This window comes from Bradyrhizobium macuxiense (assembly GCF_001542415.1).
Lineage (GTDB): Bacteria > Pseudomonadota > Alphaproteobacteria > Rhizobiales > Xanthobacteraceae > Bradyrhizobium > Bradyrhizobium macuxiense.
On sequence record NZ_LNCU01000081.1, the window covers coordinates 21,112 to 27,111 of the forward strand.

The window sequence follows — 6,000 nt, forward strand, 5'->3', positions numbered from 1 at the left end:
CGTGCGCCAGTGCCCGCGCTTTGTTCCAAGCACTCCTCTCGCTTCGAAAGCGCCTTGCCCGGCGCAGCATGGTGAAGGCCGCGATTCTATCAGACGTCGGCGCCGCGTGACTTCACAGACAGGTGTTTTGCATTTGCCGTTTGTCAAAAGCGGGGCCGCGCATGGCGATGACGTGCGCGAACGCATCAATGCAACCATGCTGCGATCGGGGAAGCAGCGTCGCGAGGCGATGTGCGAACAGAGGTACAGGGGGCAGGAAGGCCGCCGGAGGGGCGAATCGCACCGCAATCGCCCCTCGAACCGTAAAGCATGCTGACAAAACCCCCGCCGCAATGCACAAGGCATCTTGCGGCAGGCCGATTTCAAGGCTATTGCCTTCCGTCTCAACGCTCCCTTCGTCTAGCGGTTAGGACGCGGCCCTCTCAAGGCTGAAACAGGGGTTCGATTCCCCTAGGGAGCGCCAGCAATCTCCGGCACTTAGGCAGGGCTTGGTCGATCGTTTTGCGTGGTAGGAGAAATGGCTGGCTGCACGGCTTGAAGGCGCAGGCGCTATCAAATCGACGCTGACAAACCTTGTCGGTACTCTCTCCGACGAACAGAAGAAGACGGCCGAAGAACTCCCGGCGCCTCGCATGGGCATGATAGCGATGATGTCCGCAATGCAATCCGGGATGATGGGTCTTGGTCAAATGCAGCCGGGAATGATGACGTAGGGGCAAGGTCAGTAGGACACCGGCTCCCCATAGGCTCCCCATAGAATGAGGTCTGCCGTAACCCAGGCCTTTCTCGCCCAGTCAATCCGCGAACGCGAGTCGGCAGGCTGGTCCTGTGGTCAAGCGCTTTGCGAATATTGGTGGGTAGCGGTGCACTTCGTATTATCAGCGGACGATCGAGGTTGCGGATCGATGATATCCGATATTACTCCCACGTCCTGCGTAACAGCTTCGCGAGCATCGCCAACGATCTCGGTTTTACCGAGGTGACGATCGCGGCATGGTCGGCCGTGCCAAGGGCTCGGTGACGAGTAAATACATTCGTACGCTTGACACCGCGCTCATCGTGGCCGCGGACACGATCTCGGGCTAGCGTCGGGTTCGGCGCGGTGACCACGTTCGTCGCGCTGCTGTTCGCGGTCCGTGGATGGCCGAACGGATGGCTGGCCTATTCGGCCTACGCCACGGCGTTCATCCTGGCGCGGATTTTCTTCAGCCATGTTCCAGATGCGATCGGCGGAGCGAAGGTCGCCCTGGTGTGCGGGTTGATCGAAGCGGCGGGTCAGGCGTTGATCTGGCTGGCGGTTCGGCCCGATGGCGCTGGTCGCATCCGCGCTCACGGGCTTCGGCTTCTCGCTGGTCTATCCCGGCTTCGGCGTAGAAGCGGTGCGCCGCGTGCCGCCGCAGAGCCGAGGCCTCGCGATGGGCGCCTACACGGCGTTCCTCGATCTGGCCCAGGGTCTCGCCAGTCCAGCGCCTGGCTTGATCGCGACCGGAGCGAGGATGAACGTCGTGTTTCTCGCCAGCGCCGTAACCGTTCTCTGCGCCGTCCTCGTCGCGGCCTGGCTGATGAGACACCCCGCCATGAAGCCACTCTAGACTCGAAAGGAAAGACCAATGCCCCACGTCATCGTGAAGATGCATTCCGGAAGATCCGAGCAGATGAAGACCGCTTTGGCGGAGACGCTGACGAAAGCGGTGATGGACACGCTCGGATCCGGAGAGGAGTCCGTATCCGTCGCGATCGAGGACATCCAGCCGAAGGATTGGACCGAACAGGTCTACAAGCCAGACATCATCGCCAAACCTCGATCCATCTACAAGAAGCCCGGATACGATCCGCGTTGACGGTCATGAACGCCATCGCCGCCCAGGGCGGGATACGTCGCCGTCGTTTCTTTGCCGCCATTTTGTCGACCGCGTTCATTCCGCGTCATACAGCGTGATGAGCGTGCGTCCGTCTCGCCGTTCTACCGGATCATCGAAGTGCCGATGGCGCCTCGCTACTTCTCGCCACCCCTTGTCCGATTGTGTTTTGTACGAAAGAGGCGGCCCCAGCGCGCGGCTGGGGCCAAAGTTTTCCTATGTCGGAGCTCAGCGCCCCGAGGTTCCATAGCTAGCACATGCTGGTTCCGGAGGTTCCTTAAGCGCCTGACGGGGCACAACAAAAAAGGGGTACCGTAGTTTTACGGAGCGGGACCGGGGAGAGTGGAAACACTGCGAGCCTGTCGCCAAGCGCGCATGTTTCGACGAGGGACTGACTTTTTCCGGCAACGAAGAGGGGGGACGAATTGCGATCGGTTGCGTGCGGCGTGTCCCAATGGCTTCGACGATGTGTCGATGGATGGCTGTTTTCGTGGTACGTGAAGGATATCGAAGCGGCTGGCGGCGTGTCACCGGGACTTGCCTTGCTCCTTGCAAACTTCAGCATCGCGAGTTGCGCTCGCCAGAGGTGCCGAAAAGTAAGTGACACTCAGGAGCTGTTCTCTTGGCTTGCCATCGGTGTGAAGAGGGTTAGCTCGCGTTGTCCTGTCGGCGTCAATGCCATGATGCAATGATTGTCATCTCCAACGCCGTCGCAAATAAATCCGTCGCGCAACAAGTCCCAAAGCGCTTTTGGTCTGACACCGGGGCACTCGAGCATCCCACCCAACTGCGAGCGATACTTGCGGACAACCAGCCCCATCTCAACGGATTCAAGCGCGCGCTGTTGCGCCGGTGTCAGCCGCGAAATTCTATCCTTGCGCAATCCCCAACACCCACCAACACGCACCACGCCCAAGCGAAAAAATACATCTATCCACGTCGTAGGTAAAAGTGTGGCACATCAGTGCACAAAAGCCACACCGCGCCGCAAAACGATACGATGATCGTCGTCAGCATCGATGAACGCGTAACCCTGTTGTACCGAAGGCGCCATCGCCTTTTCCCAGCGCTCCCGCCACGTACATCCGGCCGATCGCAATTCCCGGAATCCATCGCGCAGCGAGACGCAGAATTCAATTTCGGTCTGCTTTTTTTCGTGTGGCCGCCGATGTCAAAATTCCCAGCGGTGACACCGGCGGCTCGAGTGGCGGCGAGCGGCGCGCGGTCCCGCGTAAGCTCCATCCGCTGGACCCTACCCATTTCAACGGCGCGTGATCTGGTCAGTTGTTCTCGCCAGAGCTCGGCTCTCGTGCCTCGCTCGCTATCAAACTCTGAAAGGCAATTGGTTTGATTGAGATCGACCCGATGAACGGCCGGTCGTGTGCCAGGATCACGAAGTAAGCGGCGGACGCTACCAGCACATATAGATGCGTGGCCGTCACCTGCATGCGTAGCGAATGCGTATTGCAAATGGCGATCGCCGTCAGCGCCGATGTCGATATGATGAACATCGCGATCCATTGTGCCCAGGTGATGCCGGAATTCGATGCGGCGAGGCGTGCAATGCGTGCATTGCGAGCCGCCAGGATCTGGTTCAGGAGCGCAGAGAATATTGGCTGCTGGTCGAGCGAGGGCGGCTGGTGGGAGAGGAATTCGATCATCGTGACCAGAATGTTCTCCGACTGGCCGAATACAGGATCCTCAAGAGTGCCGCCTTTCGCCATTTCGGGCCAGTCGGTCGTCATCACGCTCGTCGCGTAGGCGCGTATGTCGGACCGAATAGCGGTCCGAACCTCAGCGGGAAGGCCGGCGGCGAGCACCGATGCGTTCTCCAATGCGTCCGCTTCTCGTTGCACCGTGTTGCGGGCATTGAGGCCGTCGTTCCAAATACCGGCGGCGGAGAATGCTACGATGAGGGCAAAGATCGTGGTGCAGGCTCCGATGATCGAATCGCGGATCGGCAGCATCTCGGTCGGTCCGAACCCGGCGAGGCGGACGACCGTTCGGACCGCGCCGATGATCAGCCAGCAGACCGAAAGGCTGACGAGAAGGACGGCGACGAACATTTGCGGCAGCGGCAATTGATGAAAGAAAATGAACATGGCTGAGATTTGGGGCGTCTATTCTCTGGGGTCCGGCGGCCGGTCCGGATTTCGACCATCACGTACATGGTTCGAAGCCGAGCCGACAACACGGCATCTCCTGGGGAAAATCTGATACAAGTTTACGCGAGTTTTGATGATTCTCGTACCAAATGTCGTATGCGGGCCGGAAACATGCGAGCGCCGTGGCATCCGTGGCTTCGTAACTGCGGTCGAGGTCGAAGCCATCCTCGCGTCCCTGAACGGGATCGGCACGCGGCTGCACGTGTATCTGTCAAGATTTCCCGAAAGTTAACGATCCCCTGCGATTGATTCATGCGACGGCGATGTGGGTTCGGAGCTCCGCGGTCGCGCACGGTGCCGGTGTGCGATGCATCATCGCGGAGGTCGTACCGATTTCGCGGGACGGCGCTGCGATGAGGGGCAGGGGGCGGTGGTGATGCTGTTGCGCGGACGTGTGAGCATCGGCACTGCCATGCTCGCGGTGGCGGCTTTGTGTTCGGGACAAGCCGCGGCGGAGGACCTCGCCCTGCGGGATGCGGTGACGATGACGGGCACCGCCATGTTTCTCAATTCCGGCGCACCGGGACTCGTGCTCGCCGTCGTGCGCGGCGACGACAGCGTCGTGCAAGGCTACGGCGAAACTGCTCCCGGCAATAAGGTCGAACCGGACGGGCGATCGATCATCCGACTGGGGTCAGTTTCCAAGGTCTTCGCTACCGACCTCCTGGCGACTCTGGCCGCCGAAGGGCGCGTCGGCCTCACCGATCCGCTGTCGCGTTATGCCCCGGCGGGCGTCGCGGTCCGCTCGTTCGGCGGTCAGCCGTTCAGCCTGCTCGACCTTGCGACCCATTCGGCTGGCCTGCCGCGCGAGGTCCGCGATCCCTCGGTGAAAGACGGTGACGGCAATCCGTTCCTCGCATACAAGCGCGACACCTATTGGGCCTGGATCGGCGAGAACACGCCCGCCTATGCGCCGGGCACGACTGCGATGTACTCAAATTTCGGCTACGGCCTGCTCGGCGAAGCGCTGGCGAAGGCTGGAGGCAAACCCTACGCGGATTTGCTGCGGGACAAGCTCATCGCACCGCTTCGGCTCGCGGATACCACGCTACGTCTATCGGACGCACAGCGACCGCGCCTGATGGTGGGGCTCGATCCGTTCGGCAAGCGAGATCCAAACTGGGAAGTGCCGGAGATCATGTACGCCAGTGCCGGAGTATATTCGAGCGCCGACGACATGGTGCGCTGGATGCACTGGCATCTTGCGCGCGACGAAAAGTCCGCCGCAGCCTTGTCGCTCGCTCACGCCATGTGGCGACCGCATGACGGCCTCGCTCGGCTGGTCGGTGTCGAGGTCACAGGAGCTGAAGGCATGGGGCTCGGCTGGATCGTCAGTCCGGCGCGCGACGGCGTGCCGCTCCTGCTCGGCAAAAGCGGGGGCCTCGGCGGCTTCATGACATACGTCGTGCTCTCGCCGAACCGCAGGCTCGGGATATTCGTGGCCGCAAGCCGGGTGAATTTCGCGATGTTCGAGGGGTTGCGGACGGCTGTGCGTCAGCTTGCCGCCGAGCTTGCCCCGGCGGGACCCTAGCGCCGTGTGGGTGCCGCAACGCACGAGTTTCGGGCATGTCGGACGTGATCAATCCCAGGTCAAGGGTGTGCCTTGAGGAAGCAGATGACAGAGCGGACTCATGACTGTCGGGTGCAACCGCGGCCACAGGCACTGCCAATGCCCCGGCCGGCGTGCGTGTTACCGCGCTTGGATGCGAGCCGAGCCGCGATTGCGCCGCAGGTTGCGGGCTTTCGGAGGGCTCCTTCTGCGGCCGTGCGGTTGTTGCTGGCATCGACGGCACTCGCCCTGTTGGCGATCTCTCCCCGGCCTTCAATAGCGGGGGGAGCGGGCGGCGCTGGTGGGGCGACAGATCAATCAAACGGGTCCTCCCCGGCGGGCGGTGGGGGGGCCGTTCCAGATATCGCCACGGGTACGGGAGGTGGTGGCGGCGGCGGTGGTGGCGGCAACGGCTCAGGAGCGACGG

General features: G+C 61.8%; 5 protein-coding genes, 1 tRNA gene and 1 pseudogene. 5 read left to right on the forward strand and 2 right to left on the reverse strand.

The window, feature by feature from the left end; all coding sequences use genetic code 11:
- Window positions 1-388: 388 nt before the first annotated feature.
- The 4 genes and pseudogenes from AS156_RS23350 to AS156_RS23360 all read left to right on the forward strand — a co-directional run bounded on the left by AS156_RS23350 (window position 389) and on the right by AS156_RS23360 (window position 1,841).
- A tRNA-Glu gene (locus AS156_RS23350) sits at window positions 389-463 on the forward strand.
- Between the two features lie 462 nt (window positions 464-925).
- Window positions 926-1,083 (forward strand): annotated as a pseudogene (locus AS156_RS44805) (integrase); the annotation flags it as partial.
- Window positions 1,084-1,307: 224 nt separating this feature from the next.
- Complete coding sequence (locus tag AS156_RS44810) at window positions 1,308-1,592, forward strand: MFS transporter (RefSeq protein WP_245313019.1); 285 nt, start codon at window positions 1,308-1,310, stop codon at window positions 1,590-1,592.
- Window positions 1,593-1,610: 18 nt separating this feature from the next.
- Entirely contained in the window at window positions 1,611-1,841 is a 231-nt protein-coding gene (locus AS156_RS23360) for a tautomerase family protein (RefSeq protein ID WP_066509125.1), read from the forward strand.
- A gap of 625 nt (window positions 1,842-2,466) precedes the next feature.
- Here the strand turns inward: AS156_RS23360 and AS156_RS42315 are convergent.
- Both AS156_RS42315 and AS156_RS23365 read right to left on the reverse strand, forming a co-directional pair.
- Entirely contained in the window at window positions 2,467-2,742 is a 276-nt protein-coding gene (locus AS156_RS42315; RefSeq protein WP_136626395.1) for a hypothetical protein, read from the reverse strand.
- 397 nt (window positions 2,743-3,139) lie between these two features.
- Window positions 3,140-3,925, reverse strand: a complete 786-nt coding sequence (locus tag AS156_RS23365) for a bestrophin-like domain (protein WP_160331134.1) — start codon at window positions 3,923-3,925, stop codon at window positions 3,140-3,142.
- 406 nt (window positions 3,926-4,331) lie between these two features.
- Between AS156_RS23365 and ampH the strand changes: the two genes are divergently transcribed.
- Window positions 4,332-5,555, forward strand: coding sequence for a D-alanyl-D-alanine-carboxypeptidase/endopeptidase AmpH (gene ampH, locus AS156_RS23370; RefSeq protein ID WP_245313020.1), 1,224 nt, complete (start codon window positions 4,332-4,334; stop codon window positions 5,553-5,555).
- Window positions 5,556-6,000: the final 445 nt, after the last annotated feature.